Below are 12,952 nucleotides of genomic sequence, written 5' to 3'. Positions count from 1 at the left end.
TTGTCCCTCGCTTGCCAGCCGTATCCGGAGGTTTAGGCTCCTCATTTTATTGAGGGGGTATTGCCATGGCTGACGAAAAGGATTTGGCTTCGCCGAACTATTACTCGACCGTATCGGGTGCCGCCGGCACCACCATGATGGTGCAGGCCGCGCGCAAGAGTCCGCCCTGGCTGCGCTACCTGCTCTATGCCTTCGCCGCCATCACCGCGCTCGTGACCGTGGCGGGGCTGATCGACAGGGTGACGAGCGTCGGCAGCCTGCCGGCCTGCGATGCAAAGACCACGCGGGACACGCTCTCCGATTTGAACAAGCAGAACAAGTTCAACGCGTCGAAGTACAATTTCATCAAGAACGTCGGCAAGACCGACACCGAAGTCACCTGCACCGCGAGTCTCGCGCTGAAGGCCGGCGGCAATGTCGAATACGACTTTCGCATCTTCAAGGATGGCGGCGCGGTAAAGGTGAAGATCACCGAGATCAGAAGATAGCACAACTCCCGCTCGATCCCGCGTTGACCGTTCAACCCATCCTGCACACTGAACCGGTGAATGCGCGTCGGCGCATTTGGCCGCAGGCGTGCGAACCCGTTCACATTCCAGGGTGCGTTTCCCATGCTATACTTGGGCATATGGACGAGCCTTGCTTCGCTGCATTATTGCTGGAGGTCGACCATGCATGCGGTCTCAGCCGAATGGCATCCCGCTTCGACAGCGCCGTCTGACCGGGATCTGGAAATCTGCGCATTGGACTTCGATGGCATCGTCCGTGCGGTCCCTTTTCCTTGTCACAAGGACGGATCCAATTGGGTCGACCAGCGAGGCAACGCGCTCTCCGACATTCAGCCCACCCATTGGCGCCAGTGGGCGTAGCCACGCCGGTGTTTCGGTCCGCTAAGATCTCGTAGGGCGGGCAAAGGCGCATTTGCGCCGTGCCCACCTTACGGACCTACGGCGCAGATCGCAGTGCCCGCTCGATCTCGCGTGAGGCGTTCAGCAGGATTTCCGCAACCTCCTGCTCGCGGCGCGGCCCCAGCCGGGCGCGCACGGCCGACACCGTCATCGCGGCCGCGGGGCGGCCGTCGATGGTCTTGATCCAGGTGGAGATCGACTTAGTTCCCTGCACCAGGCCAACCTCGCGCAGATTGTAGCCGCGCCGCCTTGCGGCGGCGATCTGGGCAAGAACGGCGACGGAATCGGTGCGATAGGCGACGAATCTCGCTTCATTGGCGGTCACGATCTTCCTTGCTTCCGGCGCCGGCAGCGCCGCGAGGATGGCAACGCCCGCGCTGGAGACGCCGAGCGGGCGCCGCGCGCCGACCTCGATCGACAGCACCTTGATCGGGTAGGCGCCGATCCGGCGGTCGACGCACAGCGTGTCGTTGCCGGTGCGCACCGTCAGGAACAGGGTGTCGCCAACCTGTTGCGACGTTCGCCGCAGCACCGCGTCCGCCGCGGCGAGCAGCGGCGAGCGCGACGGCCGCGCCAGTGCCAGTTCCGGCACCTGGTTGCCGATCGCATAGCGGCCTGTCCTCTCGCTGCGCTCGACGATGCCCTCCTCGATCAGCGCATGAACGATGCGGTGCACCGTCGGGCGGGTTAGGCCGGTGGCCTGGACCACGTCGGCGAGCGGCAGGCCGGTCTCGCGCCCGGCGGCGAGAATGCGCAGCACCGCGAGCGCCCGCCGGATCGCCTGCGCGCCCTGCCTCGGTTCTTGCCTCCGTTCCGTTCGCCGGTCGGCCCGCATGCCGCACCTCCTGTCCACAATGTGGACAAAAACCGCACAATTTCGTCGACAGGTAAAGCCCGTAAATCCGATGATCGCGCCTGAATGAGAATTGGCGGATTTGATCCGCCGCCGGCTTCGGGAGGATGCAATGAGGTTTCCAACGCTGATGGTGGCTGCGTTTGCGGCAATGCTGGCCGGCCCGGCCGCAGCCCAGGAATGGCCTTCGCGAAACGTCAAGCTGATGGTGCCCTATCCGGCCGGCGGCAATGTCGATACCGCCGCCCGCATCGTCGCCGACAAGCTGCAGGAGAAGCTCGGCCAGCCCTTCATCATCGAGAACAAGGCCGGCGCCGGCGGTCTCATCGCGGGCGAAGCCTTCGCGAAATCCCCCAATGACGGCTATACGCTGTTCGTCGGTGCCAACGGGCCGGTGCTGTTCGCGCCCGAGATCGCCAGGCGAGACGCCTATCGATGGAAGCGCGACTTCGTTCCGATCACGACGATCTCGATGACGCCGCTGGTGCTGGAGGTGCATCCCTCCGTCAAGGCGCAGAATTTGAAGGAATTCTTCGACCTCGTGAAGCGCGAGCCCGGCAAGATGACGATGGCCTCTCCCGGCGCCGGCACCACCAATCACCTCCTGAGCGAGCTCGCGCAATCCTCGCTTGGGCTACAATGGGTCACCGTGCATTACCGCGGCAACGCGCCGGCCACCAACGACTTGATCGGCGGCCAGGTGCATTTCGCCTTCGACCAGATTTCGGTGGCGTTGCAATATTTCAAGAACGGCATGTTGCGGCCGCTCGCCGTGACCAGTACGAAACGCACGTCGTGGCTGCCTGACGTGCCGACGTTCAAGGAGCTCGGCTTTGCCGACTTCGATGCCCAGACCTTCACCGGCCTGTTCGCGCCGGCCGGCACGCCCGCGCCGATCGTTGCGAAGCTGCAGGAGGCGATGATGGCGATCCTGAAGGATCCGGCGGTGGTGGAGAAATTCGACAAGATCGGCGCCGAGGCGGTGGCGATGACGCCGGCCGACTTCACCGCATACCTTTCGCGCGAGGACGCCAAGTGGATTCCCATCGTGCGCAAGGCGGACATCAAGGCCAACTGATCGCGCTCGGGCCCTGCGAGACGGACATGCGGATCGATCCTGCGGAGCTCGGTGCGGAACGCATCTACCGGCTGATGACCGGCATCGTGGTGCCGCGTCCGATCGCCTGGGTGACGAGCCTGTCGGCCAGGGGCGTGCTCAACCTCGCGCCGTTCAGCGCGTTCACTTTCGTATCGCAGAAGCCGCCGATGCTCGCCATCAGCATCGGCCGCAAGGCCGGCGTCTGGAAGGACACGGCGCACAACATCCTCGACACTGAAGAATACGTCATCCACATCGCCGACACGCCGCTGATGCAGGCGCTGCACGACAGCTCGGTCGAGCATCCCCCCGAGGTCAGCGAGGTCGAGCATCTGAAGCTCGCGACCGTGCCGAGCGAGCTGATCAAGGTGCCGCGCCTCGAGGCGCCGCCGGTCGCGATGGAGTGCCGGTTACGGCAATGCCTCGAATTCGGCGAGGCCAGGAGCCGCCTCATCGTCGGCGAAGTCGTGCTGTTCCACATCCGCGATGGTCTCGTGAACAACGGCAAGGTCGAGACCGGAGCGCTCGACCCGATCGCCCGCATCGGAGGCCCCCGCTACGCGCGCCTCGGCGAGATCGTGACGCTGAACACCGTCTTCCAAACGCCGAAATCACAGGACTGAGCGTGCCGCGCCCGGCGCGAACAACGAGGAATCCTGCAAATGCGATTGCTGAGCTACGAGGTGCAGGGCGAGCCGCGCTACGGCGTGCTGGTCGGCGAAGGCGTCGTCGACCTCTCCAGCCGGATCGGACGCGACTTCCCTGATATGAAGGCGCTGATCGCGGGCGACGGGATTTCGGCCGCCCGGCAGGCCGTGGCCGGAGCCATGCCCGACTACGCGCTCGGGCAACTGGCGCTGCTGCCGCCGGTTCCCGCACCGGAAAAGCTCTGGTGCATCGGCGTCAATTATCGCGACCGCAACGAGGAGTACAGGGACAACTCGGACCTGCCGAAATATCCGAGCCTGTTCGTGCGCAGCCCGTCTTCGGTCACGGGCGCGGGCCGGCCGATCGAGAAGCCGAAAGTGTCGGAGCAACTCGATTACGAGGGCGAACTCGCCATCGTGATCGGCAAGGGGGGCCGCCACATCCCGCGCGAGGCGGCATGGTCGCACATTTTCGGCATGACGCTGGCCAACGAGGGCACCATCCGCGACTGGCTACGCCACGGCAAGTTCAACGTCACCCAGGGCAAGAACTTCGACCGTTCCGGCAGCATCGGCCCATGGATCGTCACCTCCGATGAATGCGACCCGCGCGGGCCGCACGACATCGTCACCCGCGTCAACGGCGAGGTGAGGCAACAGGATTCGACCGAGCGGTTGATGTTCCCGTTCGATTTCCTCATTCACTATCTCTCCACCTTTGCGACGCTGAAGCCCGGCGACGTGATCCTGACGGGAACGCCGACCGGCGCCGGCGCGCGCTTCGATCCGCCGCGCTGGCTCAAGGTAGGCGACGTGGTCGAGGTGGAATCCTCAGCGATCGGCGTGCTGCGCAATACCGTGGCGGCGGAGCAATAGCCATGCTCGACACCGCCACGATCGATCGCCTCGCGGCGCGGCTCGACGAGGCCGAGCGCACCAAGTCGCTAGTTCCGATGTTCACGCGGGAGCATCCTGACCTCTCCATCGAGGACGCCTACGCCATCCAGCGCGCCTGGACCAGGTTGCAGCTGGCGCGCGGCCGCATAGTCAAGGGCCACAAGATCGGCCTGACCTCGAAAGCGATGCAGAACGCGGTCGGCATCGCCGAGCCCGATTACGGCGTGTTGTTTGCCGACATGTTCTATCCCGACGCTGGCCCGATCCCGTTCGACCGCTTCACCGCGCCGCGCATCGAGGTCGAGCTCGCCTTCGTGCTGAAGGCGCCGCTGCGCGGACCGGACTGCACGATCTTCGACGTGCTCAACGCGACCGACTACGTGACGCCCGCGCTGGAAATTCTCGAGACGCGCATGCATCGCGTCGATCCCGAGACCGGCAAGGCGCGCAAGGTCATGGACACGATTTCGGACAACGCCGCCAATGCCGCGCTGGTGCTGGGCGGCCGGCCGTTCCGCCCCTCGGACGCGGACCTGCGCTGGATCGGTGCGCTGTTGTTCCGCAATGGCGAGGTGGAGGAAACCGGTCTTGCCGCCGGCGTGCTCAATCACCCGGCCAACGGCATCGCCTGGCTCGCCAATCGACTCGCACCGCATGGCGAGCATCTCGCGGCCGGCGAGGTCGTGCTCGCGGGATCGTTCACCCGTCCGGTCGAGATCCGCCGCGGCGACACGTTCCATGCGGATTACGGGCCGTTCGGCTCGGTGTCCTGCCAGTTCGTTTGAGGGAGGGATCGTCATGACCGGGCCATCGCGCCGCAAGAGCATCCATATCGGCGGCTTCAAGCACGCCAATCCAATCCCGAACGCCAGCCGGATCGGCAATCTCGTGATGTCCGGCGTCATCCTCGGCCGCGATGCCGACGGAAAGATGCCTGAGAGCCTGGAAGCGCAATGCGCCAACATGTTCGCGCATATGAAGGCGACGGTGGAGGCCGCCGGTGGCTCTACCGACGACATCATCAAGATGACGGTGTGGCTGAAGGACCGCTCGCAGCGCGCGCCTGTGAATGCCGAGTGGCTGAAGATGTTTCCCGACGAGCATTCGCGGCCGGCGCGCCACGCGCTGCCGATGGACAGCATGGAAGGCGGCGCGCTGGTGCAGTGCGATTTCACCGCCGTGATCGACTGACAGGAGTTTTCGGTGCCGCCCTATCTTCCGTTCGATCCGAACCCGCGCCGGCCAATGAGGCTGCCGCCGATGGGAACCATCGACAGCCAGTTCCACGTGCTTGGGCCGATCGAAAAATATCCGGAGCGGCCGGGCGCGGCCTACCGCATGCCGACCGCAACTTGGGAAGCGGCGCTGCGCATGCACAAGGCGCTCGGCATCGAGCGCGGCATCATCGTGCAGACCACGACCTATGGCGCCGACCACGCCGTGGTGCTCGACGGTCTTGCCGCCATGGGTCCGAATTACCGCGGCTGCGCCAACGCGCTGGTGTTTGCCGAGAAGGACGACGCGTATCTGGCGAAGCTGCACGACGCCGGCGTGCGCGGCGCCCGCTTCAGCTTCCGCCAGGAGCTCGGCGCGGTCCTGTCCGACAAGGATTTCGCACGCGCGATTGCGCGGATCCGGGAGCTTGGCTGGTACGCAAAAATCCAACCGGAGAAGGACGGAATCGTCTCGAGCGTGGAGAAATACGCCTCGCTCGACGTGCCCGTGCTGATCGATCATATGGCGCGCCCCGATCCCCTGCGCGGCAAGGACGATCCGAACCTCGTCAAGATGCTGGAGCTGCTGTCGAAGGGAAATTTCTGGGTGATGCTGTCGCTCGGCGAGAAGACCTCGAAGAAGGGCCCGCCCTGGGACGACGTCATCCCGATCGCGCGCGCCTACATCGAGGCAGCCCCCGACCGCTGCGTCTGGGCCAGCGACTGGCCGCATCCGGTCTCGGTGGTGCAGCCGCCGAACGACGCCGACCTGCTGGAGCTGATGTACAGTTACGCGCCGGATGAAGCGGCGCTGGAGAAAATTTTGGTTCGCAATCCGGCGAAGCTGTTCGGGTTTGCGGGGTAGCTGTAGGATGGGTTGAGCTCTTGCGAAACCCATCATGATCTCCGCGGGCGGCGGTGCTGATGGGTTTCGCGAAGAGCTCAACCCATCCTACTTGCTGTTCGGGTTTTCCTGACCGGTTTGTCCGGGCTCCGGCTCGCTGGACTACAAAGCTATGACCAGCAAGATTGTCATCGTAGTCAAGGTGCGATATCGATTGTAGATCGGCGTCACCGCGTTCGACATTCAAATTGCAGCGGATTATAAAATCCCTCGGAGGAGCATTTGCCACAGGATCTAGGCAAACGCGTCGTGTTCTATCTGATATTGTCTTTGGGGCCGGTAATATTGGGAGCTATCGCGTTTCGAGCAAATTTCTGGGGAGACGTGAATTGTAACGACGGGCAGGTTTTTACGACAATCTACAATAACAGCAGAATATCGGACATAAGAAATGCCCGAGAGGTTGCGTATTCAAGCGCCGATGGAAAGCGCACTTGCGTCGCTGACGCTACGATTGGCAATCTCAGCAAGAAGCTGACCTTTGTCATTGACACCTCGAACCGTGGAGAGGCTGTCAATGTGTCGCCGTTCGATGCCCGTGCTCATTACAATAAATTTTCGGTTTCGTATCGGGTACACGATTAGAAAGCTGTAGGATGGGTTGAGCTCTTGCGAAACCCATCATGATCTCCGCGGCGGCGGTGCTGATGGGTTTCGCGAAGAGCTCGACCCATCCTACTTGCGATCCGCCGCGACTGCCCCTCACCCCGACCCTCCAAGAGCTGAGCTTTCGCTCGGCTCTTCCCCCAGGAAGAAGGGGTGAGGGGGCTCGCCGCCGCTGCGGAACTACTTCGTCGCCATGTTCACCGCCTCGGCCGGCAGGCTGGCCAGCAGGGCATGCAGCGTCTCCATGGTCGAGCGGTCGCAAACGCCATCGATCTTGGCGGGACGGAAATGGCGCTGGAATGCTGAAACCACCTCCATGGTCGCGCCGTCATACTTGCCGGTGACGGGAATGCCGTAGCCGTACTTGGCGAACGCGGTCTGCATGTTCATGACGTCGTCGCTGATCGACCCGAGCTGCATCAACTCGCCGCGCACGATCGGCGCCGGCTGCACCCAGTGCCCGACGCCGGAATTGGCCAGCGAATGCCACGGGAATTTCTCGCCGGGGTCCTTCTTGCGCGAGGGCGCGACGTCGGAATGCCCGAGCACGCGATGGCCGGCAATGTTGCGGCGGAGCATGATGCCGCGGCACAACGCGATCACGGCCGCGATCTGGCGCAACGGATAGTCCGGATAGCCCCAGTCGTGGCCGCGGTTGACGATCTCGATGCCGATCGAGCAGGAGTTGATGTCGTCCTCGCCGGCCCAGCTCGACACGCCGGCGTGCCAGGCGCGCTTCGCCTCCGGCACGCATTGCACGATGCGGCCGTCCTCCAGCACGATATAATGCGCCGAGACGTCGGTACCGGGCGTGCAGAGCTGCGCGATCGCGCCCTCGACGTCCGGCATGCCCGTGTAATGCAGGAGGATCATGTCCGGCGCGCGGCCGTTGTTGCGCTCGCCATAGTTCGGCGATGGAATGACGTCGGAAGCGATCGAGGAATCCGGGGTAAAGGCCTTCATGTCCGCGGTGCCCTTCGGGATCGGGAGGGCGCGTTGACGCTTCGAATCGATAGCAGCAGACGCGAACGAAACAGAAGGCATGACAGAACCAAAACCGGGCGACACGACGGCAGACAAGAGTGGATGTTTACTATTCCTTTACGCTTTGCTCGTGGCAATCGGGAAGTCGCTCGCCCGGCCGCAATTTGGCGGAGTGTGTGCGGGGTGCATCAGTACGGTGCGCGACCGATACGACGCGCCTAAAAGCCGCCGCATACCGTCAACGCTTTCTTAAGGCTAAGTGCCGTTACTAAGTGGTGAAGAGCCGCGACCTCTGTGGGGCGCGGCCAAGGCCATTTTCGCGTTCGAAATCCCATGGCAGCCCGGCAAATTCCGTCTCCAGAACAGGGTTTGCGGCCCGCCGGGACCGGTGATCGCGGCGCGCGGAGGTATTTCGACCGGAGCAGCCCGGCGAAGAGCAGGGGTTTGAGGCGCAGGGGTTTTGAGCGTGATGGGCCTGTCAGCGTCAGGGTTCCCCTATTCCGTCCGGCGCTTGGCCGGAGCCTCCGCATGACGTCGGCCGAACGCCATATCTCCGTGCTCGGCCGCGAGGCGGTCGAATGGCTCGCCCCGCGCGCTGATGGCATCTATGTCGACGCCACTTTCGGGGCCGGCGGCTACAGTCGGGCGATCCTTGGTGTCGCCGGCACGAGGGTGATCGGCATCGATCGCGACCGCACCGCCATCGCCGGCGGGTTCGACCTGGTCGACAGTTCCGAAGGCCGGCTGGTTCTGGTGCAGGACCGCTTCTCGAACCTTGCGGAGATCTGCGCGGCGCAGGGCGTCGATGCGGTCGACGGCGTCGTGATGGATGTCGGCGTCTCCTCGATGCAGCTCGACCAGGCGGAGCGCGGCTTTTCGTTCCGCTTCGACGGCCCGCTCGACATGCGCATGGGGCAGCAGGGGCCGACCGCGGCGGATGTGGTCGCCGGGGCGTCCGAGACCGACCTTGCCAACATCATCTACATCTATGGCGAGGAGCGGAATTCGCGACGTATCGCCCGCGCCATCGCCGCCGCCCGCAAGGAGGCGCCGATCGCGACCACGCGCGCGCTCGCCGACCTCGTCGCCAGGGTAGTGCGCGCCAAGCCGAACGAGATTCACCCCGCCACGCGCACCTTCCAGGCGCTGCGGATTTTCGTCAACGAAGAGCTCGACGAGCTGCACGCGGCGCTTTGCGCCGCCGAGCGCGTGCTGAAGCCGGGCGGGCGGCTCGTCGTCGTGTCCTTCCACTCGCTGGAAGACCGCATCGTCAAGAATTTCCTCGCCGAGCGCGGCAAGGTTTCCGCGGGCTCGCGGCACATGCCTGAAGTCGCGCAGGCCGCGACCAGCTTCGAAATCCTGACCAAGCGTCCGGTCACGCCTGATGAGGCCGAGATATCGGCCAATCCGCGCGCGCGCTCGGCCAAGCTGCGTGCCGCCGCGCGCACGGCGGCGCCGGCGCATGCCGAAGACGCATTGCCGGACTGGCCGCGGCTCGCCGATGTCCTGAGGGGAGGCTGATCGTGCGGATCATCCACCTGCTCGTCGTCGGCATGCTGATCTTCGCGGCGGCCTATGTCTACCACATCAAGATGGAATCGACCTCGCGGGTCGAGCGCGTGCAGCGGCTCAATGCCGAAATCCGCGAGCAGCGCGACGCCATCGCGGTGCTGCGCGCCGAATGGGCCAGGCTCGATGCGCCGCTCAGGCTGCAGGGCCTGACCGAGCGCCATCTGGCGCTGAAGCCGATCACCGCCCAGCAATACGACCAGCTCAGGAACCTGCCGGAACGGCCGTCGAACTTCACCAGGGATCCCGACCCGATCGGCTCGATGCTCGACACCATCGAGGCGGCAGGCACCCCCAATGAAATCACCGGCTCGGTGCCGCCGCGGGGAGCGCGGCGATGAGCGAGCACGTAAAACCCATCGAACCCTGGCGGCAGCGGCTGATCCGCAGCCTGCTCTACGGGCGCAATGTCGACCGCAACGTCAAGGCGCGCGCCCGCATCGGCTTTGCCATCCTGGCCTTTGCCGCGGTCTATGCCGTGATCGGCGGACGCCTCGTGATGTTCGCCATCGGCGCCGACAGCCACAGCGCGCGCCGCACCGCCTCGCAGGACGCGATCGCCACCGCGCGGCCCGACATCGTCGACCGCAACGGCGAAATTCTCGCCACCGACATCAAGGCGCCGAGCCTGTTCGCGGAGCCGCGCCGCATCATCGACAAGGACGAGGCGATCGAGCTCCTGACCGGCGTGATGCCCGACCTCGACACGATCGAGGTGCGCGAGCGCCTGTCCTCGCGCAAGGGCTTCGCCTGGCTGAAGCGCGAGATCACGCCCAAGCAGCAGCAGGCCATCCACAAGCTCGGCATCCCCGGCATCGGCTTCCTGCGCGAGAACAAGCGCGTCTATCCGACCGGCGCCGAAGTCGCGCACCTGATCGGCCTCGTCAACACCGACAACCAGGGCATCGCCGGCATGGAGAAATGGCTGGACAATAACGGTCTGGCCGATCTGCATCGCGCGGGCTTTGCCACCGACCGGCTGCAGAAGCCGGTGGAATTGTCGATTGACCTCCGCGTCGAGCACGCGCTGCGCGATGAGCTGTTGAAGGCCAAGGAGAAGTACAAGGCCAAGGCCGCCTCGGGCCTCGTCTCCAACGTCAGGACCGGCGAACTCGTCGCGCTGGTGTCGCTGCCGGATTTCGATCCGAACAACCCGAAGGAGGCGCACGATCCCGAGCGCATCAATCGCCTCACCACGGGCGTGTTCGAGATGGGGTCGACCTTCAAGACGCTGACGCTGGCGATGGCGCTGGATTCCGGCAAGGCCAACCTCAACACGCTCTTCGATGCGCGCGGCGCGCTGCATTACGGCAAGTTCACCATCCACGACACCCATCCGCTCGGCCGCTCCATCACGCTGTCGGAAGTGTTCACCTTCTCCTCGAACGTCGGAGCTGCGCGCGTCGCGCTGAGCCAGGGCGTCGAGGCGCACAAGGCTTTCCTCAAGAAGGTCGGCCAGCTCGACCGGCTGCGCACGGAACTGCCGGAGAGCGCCTCGCCGATCGTGCCGAAGCGCTGGGGCGAGCTCAACACCATCACCATCGCCTTCGGCCACGGCATCGCGGTGGCGCCGCTGCAGGCGGTGATGGGCATCAACGCGATGGTGAACGGCGGCCTGTTGATTCCGCCGACCTTCCTGAAGCGCTCCGAGGAAGACGCCAAAGCCGTGGCCAGGCGGGTCATCAAATCGGACACGTCGGACAAGATCCGCTATCTGATGCGGCTCAATGCCGAGATCGGCACCGCCAAGAAGGCCGACGTCAAGGGCTACTACATCGGCGGCAAGACCGGCACCTCGGAAAAGGTCGTGGGTGGCCGCTATTCCAAGAAGCAGGTGCTCAACTCCTTCACCGCGATCCTCCCCGCAGACAATCCGCAATACCAGCTACTGATCATGCTGGACGAGCCGAAACCGCTGCCGGAAACCCACGGCTTCATCACCTCGGGCTGGAATGCGGTGCCGACCGGCGGCAACGTGATTTCCCGGATTGCGCCGCTGCTGGGGGTCGAACCCCGCTTCGACCTGCCGCCGTCCGACCGCCTCATTCTTGCGACATCGAGGACAAACCAGTAATCCACTGCTATTGCCGGAGTGAGCCCCTGCGAGGCTCCGCGGCGGCGGAACTGGAACAGCATGCGACTAGGCGATCTCTTTGGCTCCGACTCCACGATCGACGCCCCGGGCGAATCGGTCGAGGTGCGGGGACTGGCCGTCGACAGCCGCGTGGTGAATCCGGGGGATCTGTTCTTTGCGCTCGCCGGCAGCAAGACCGACGGCTCGCGCTTCGTCGAGGCGGCCATCGCAGCCGGCGCCGTCGCGGTGGCGGGCGAGCACCGGCCGGAGGGCGGGCGCGTTCCCTTCGTGGCGACGCCGAATCCGCGCCGCGCGCTGGCGCTGGCGGCGGCGAAATTCTTTCCGAGGCAGCCCGAAACCATCGCCGCCGTCACCGGAACCAGCGGCAAGACGTCGGTGGCGGCCTTCGCGCGGCAGATCTGGCAAGGCCTCGGCCACCCGTCGGCGAGCATCGGAACCATCGGTCTGGTTTCGCCGAAGCGCACCGTCTACGGCTCGCTGACCACGCCCGATCCGATCGCGCTGCATCGCCAGCTCGACGAGATCGCGCGCGACGGCGTCACGCACCTGGCCTTCGAGGCGTCCTCGCATGGCCTCGACCAGTGCCGCCTCGACGGCGTGCGCGTCGCCGCAGGCGGCTTCACCAACCTGTCGCGCGACCACATGGATTATCATCCCGATGTCGCGCATTACCTCAACGCCAAGCTGCGGCTGTTCCGCGATCTCGTGATCGACGGCGGCGCAGCGGTGATATCGGCCGATCACGATTGCTCGGGCGAGGTGATCGCCGCGGCGCGTGCGCGAAAGCTTCGCATCGTCGCGATCGGCCGCAGGGCGGATGGCCTGGAAGGCATCCGTCTGCTCGATGCCGCCATCGAGGGCTTTGCGCAGAAGCTCGTCATCGGGCATCGCGGCCGCAAGCACGCGATCAGGCTTCCGCTGGTCGGCGAGTTCCAGATCGAGAACGCGCTGGTCGCCGCGGGCCTTGCCATCGGCACCGGCAGCGAGGCGGAGAGGGTGTTTGCCGGCATCGAGCAGCTCGAAGGCGCCAAGGGCAGGCTCGAGCGCGTCGGCGAGCGCAATGGTGCGCCCGTCTTCGTCGATTACGCACACAAGCCGGATGCGCTGGCCAAGGCGCTGCAGGCGCTGCGGCCTTATGCCAAGCGCAAGCTCGTCGTGGTGTTCGGCGCCGGCGGC

General features: G+C 65.0%; 13 protein-coding genes. 11 read left to right on the top strand and 2 right to left on the bottom strand.

All coding sequences use genetic code 11. The features are described 5' to 3' along the window. The first annotated feature begins 65 nt into the window (after nt 1-65). Entirely contained in the window at nt 66-488 is a 423-nt protein-coding gene (locus tag ACT4OC_RS10970) for a hypothetical protein (protein ID WP_444839008.1), read from the top strand. Nucleotides 489-945: 457 nt separating this feature from the next. Here ACT4OC_RS10970 and ACT4OC_RS10965 read toward each other — a convergent pair whose 3' ends face one another. Continuing rightward, on the bottom strand, nt 946-1,743 hold the full coding sequence (locus ACT4OC_RS10965) for an IclR family transcriptional regulator (protein ID WP_444839007.1): 798 nt from the start codon (nt 1,741-1,743) through the stop codon (nt 946-948). 130 nt (nt 1,744-1,873) lie between these two features. Between ACT4OC_RS10965 and ACT4OC_RS10960 the strand changes: the two genes are divergently transcribed. Genes ACT4OC_RS10960 through ACT4OC_RS10935 form a run of 6 tightly spaced genes read left to right on the top strand, consistent with a single transcriptional unit; the run spans nt 1,874 to nt 6,483 of the window. Beyond that, nucleotides 1,874-2,839: a Bug family tripartite tricarboxylate transporter substrate binding protein gene (locus ACT4OC_RS10960; protein ID WP_444839006.1), complete on the top strand. Its 966-nt coding sequence runs from the start codon at nt 1,874-1,876 to the stop codon at nt 2,837-2,839. A 26-nt stretch (nt 2,840-2,865) separates the two neighbouring features. Then, the gene (locus ACT4OC_RS10955; RefSeq protein WP_444839005.1) at nt 2,866-3,483 is read left to right on the top strand and encodes a flavin reductase family protein; all 618 of its coding nucleotides are present in this window, start codon (nt 2,866-2,868) and stop codon (nt 3,481-3,483) included. 39 nt (nt 3,484-3,522) lie between these two features. Continuing rightward, entirely contained in the window at nt 3,523-4,383 is an 861-nt protein-coding gene (locus ACT4OC_RS10950) for a fumarylacetoacetate hydrolase family protein (protein WP_444839004.1), read from the top strand. A 2-nt stretch (nt 4,384-4,385) separates the two neighbouring features. Continuing rightward, nucleotides 4,386-5,189, top strand: coding sequence for a 2-oxo-hept-4-ene-1,7-dioate hydratase (hpaH, locus tag ACT4OC_RS10945; protein ID WP_444839003.1), 804 nt, complete (start codon nt 4,386-4,388; stop codon nt 5,187-5,189). A gap of 13 nt (nt 5,190-5,202) precedes the next feature. After that, nucleotides 5,203-5,595, top strand: a complete 393-nt coding sequence (locus tag ACT4OC_RS10940; RefSeq protein WP_444839002.1) for a RidA family protein — start codon at nt 5,203-5,205, stop codon at nt 5,593-5,595. A gap of 12 nt (nt 5,596-5,607) precedes the next feature. Beyond that, nucleotides 5,608-6,483, top strand: coding sequence for an amidohydrolase family protein (locus ACT4OC_RS10935; protein ID WP_444839001.1), 876 nt, complete (start codon nt 5,608-5,610; stop codon nt 6,481-6,483). An 825-nt stretch (nt 6,484-7,308) separates the two neighbouring features. On the opposite strand, the gene ACT4OC_RS10930 is transcribed toward ACT4OC_RS10935, so the two are convergent. Continuing rightward, on the bottom strand, nt 7,309-8,091 hold the full coding sequence (locus ACT4OC_RS10930; protein ID WP_444839000.1) for an N-acetylmuramoyl-L-alanine amidase: 783 nt from the start codon (nt 8,089-8,091) through the stop codon (nt 7,309-7,311). Between the two features lie 549 nt (nt 8,092-8,640). Between ACT4OC_RS10930 and rsmH the strand changes: the two genes are divergently transcribed. The 4 genes from rsmH to ACT4OC_RS10910 form a co-directional block, all read left to right on the top strand. After that, nucleotides 8,641-9,633 carry a 16S rRNA (cytosine(1402)-N(4))-methyltransferase RsmH gene (gene rsmH / locus ACT4OC_RS10925; protein WP_444838999.1) on the top strand — a complete coding sequence of 331 codons (993 nt, stop codon included), beginning with the start codon at nt 8,641-8,643 and terminating at the stop codon, nt 9,631-9,633. 2 nt (nt 9,634-9,635) lie between these two features. Next, the gene (gene ftsL / locus ACT4OC_RS10920; protein WP_444838998.1) at nt 9,636-10,022 is read left to right on the top strand and encodes a cell division protein FtsL; all 387 of its coding nucleotides are present in this window, start codon (nt 9,636-9,638) and stop codon (nt 10,020-10,022) included. Further along, nucleotides 10,019-11,755, top strand: coding sequence for a peptidoglycan D,D-transpeptidase FtsI family protein (locus ACT4OC_RS10915; RefSeq protein ID WP_444838997.1), 1,737 nt, complete (start codon nt 10,019-10,021; stop codon nt 11,753-11,755). The genes ftsL and ACT4OC_RS10915 overlap by 4 nt, the downstream gene beginning before the upstream one ends. Before the next feature lie 60 nt (nt 11,756-11,815). After that, nucleotides 11,816-12,952, top strand: a 1,137-nt coding sequence (locus ACT4OC_RS10910; protein ID WP_444838996.1) for a UDP-N-acetylmuramoyl-L-alanyl-D-glutamate--2,6-diaminopimelate ligase, incomplete at its 3' end; no start/stop codon positions are given.

It is taken from the genome of Bradyrhizobium sp., assembly GCF_052389815.1.
Lineage (GTDB): Bacteria > Pseudomonadota > Alphaproteobacteria > Rhizobiales > Xanthobacteraceae > Bradyrhizobium.
Note: the sequence above shows the minus strand (reverse complement) of the source record. Positions and strands in the feature narration are given on the sequence as shown.

What these genes read in the sequence shown, in the direction of transcription:
- ACT4OC_RS10965 (WP_444839007.1), bottom strand. Translation starts at nt 1,743, where the DNA reads ATGCGGGCCGACCGGCGAACGGAACGGAGGCAAGAACCGAGGCAGGGC.
- ACT4OC_RS10950 (WP_444839004.1), top strand. Translation starts at nt 3,523, where the DNA reads ATGCGATTGCTGAGCTACGAGGTGCAGGGCGAGCCGCGCTACGGCGTG.
- ACT4OC_RS10970 (WP_444839008.1), top strand. Translation starts at nt 66, where the DNA reads ATGGCTGACGAAAAGGATTTGGCTTCGCCGAACTATTACTCGACCGTA.
- ACT4OC_RS10915 (WP_444838997.1), top strand. Translation starts at nt 10,019, where the DNA reads ATGAGCGAGCACGTAAAACCCATCGAACCCTGGCGGCAGCGGCTGATC.
- ACT4OC_RS10930 (WP_444839000.1), bottom strand. Translation starts at nt 8,091, where the DNA reads ATGAAGGCCTTTACCCCGGATTCCTCGATCGCTTCCGACGTCATTCCA.
- rsmH (WP_444838999.1), top strand. Translation starts at nt 8,641, where the DNA reads ATGACGTCGGCCGAACGCCATATCTCCGTGCTCGGCCGCGAGGCGGTC.
- ACT4OC_RS10955 (WP_444839005.1), top strand. Translation starts at nt 2,866, where the DNA reads ATGCGGATCGATCCTGCGGAGCTCGGTGCGGAACGCATCTACCGGCTG.
- ACT4OC_RS10960 (WP_444839006.1), top strand. Translation starts at nt 1,874, where the DNA reads ATGAGGTTTCCAACGCTGATGGTGGCTGCGTTTGCGGCAATGCTGGCC.
- hpaH (WP_444839003.1), top strand. Translation starts at nt 4,386, where the DNA reads ATGCTCGACACCGCCACGATCGATCGCCTCGCGGCGCGGCTCGACGAG.
- ACT4OC_RS10940 (WP_444839002.1), top strand. Translation starts at nt 5,203, where the DNA reads ATGACCGGGCCATCGCGCCGCAAGAGCATCCATATCGGCGGCTTCAAG.